General features: G+C 59.9%; 1 pseudogene. It reads left to right on the top strand.

Annotation, left to right across the window (positions count from 1 at the left end):
• A pseudogene (locus J4E42_RS29325) lies at window positions 1-653 on the top strand (toxin); the annotation flags it as partial.

The raw sequence follows: 653 nt of genomic DNA, 5'->3' as shown, positions 1-653 counted from the left end.
AGGCTTGCGCGTGAGTTTGTTCGGCGAGGCAGATCAACCGGTTCACTCCTGGGATGGCCGGGGTTCGCAGCGCTGGATGCACTACGACAATCAACTGCGATTGACGGCGCTGTTCGAGCAGGCGTTGGAGGGCGAAGCGATTTGCGCAGAGCGTCTGACTTATGCCGCGAACGATCCCGTTTCCGCCGACCACAACCAGTGCCGCCAACTGATCAGCCACACAGACCTTGCCGGTGTTCTGCTGTTCAACGACTACGGATTAACCGGCACGCTACTCGAACAAGAGCGGCGTCTCGATGACATCGCGCAGTCGTTTTCAACGCACTCACGCTTCAACCCAGCGGGTGACCTGCTATCCCGAACCGATGCCCAAGGCAATGAACAACACTTCAGCCAGACTGTGGACGGACAGTTGCGCGCCGTGGATTTGCGCCTGAGCAACACGACTCAACACCTGCCGATGGTCAGCGCCATCACCTACAACGCTCACGGTCAGGTCGAAAGGGAAGTCGCCGGCAATGGCGTGATCACCACCCTCGAATACGCCGCCGAGGACGGGCGTCTACAACGGCTGTTATCCCGGCTCGGCCAGAACCAGCCGTTGCAGGATCTGCGTTACAGCTACGACCCGGTCGGCAATGTGCTGAGCATCG

This window comes from Pseudomonas sp. FW300-N2A2 (assembly GCF_017351735.1).
In the GTDB taxonomy this organism is placed as follows: Bacteria; Pseudomonadota; Gammaproteobacteria; order Pseudomonadales; family Pseudomonadaceae; genus Aquipseudomonas; species Aquipseudomonas migulae.
Note: the sequence above shows the minus strand (reverse complement) of the source record. Positions and strands in the feature narration are given on the sequence as shown.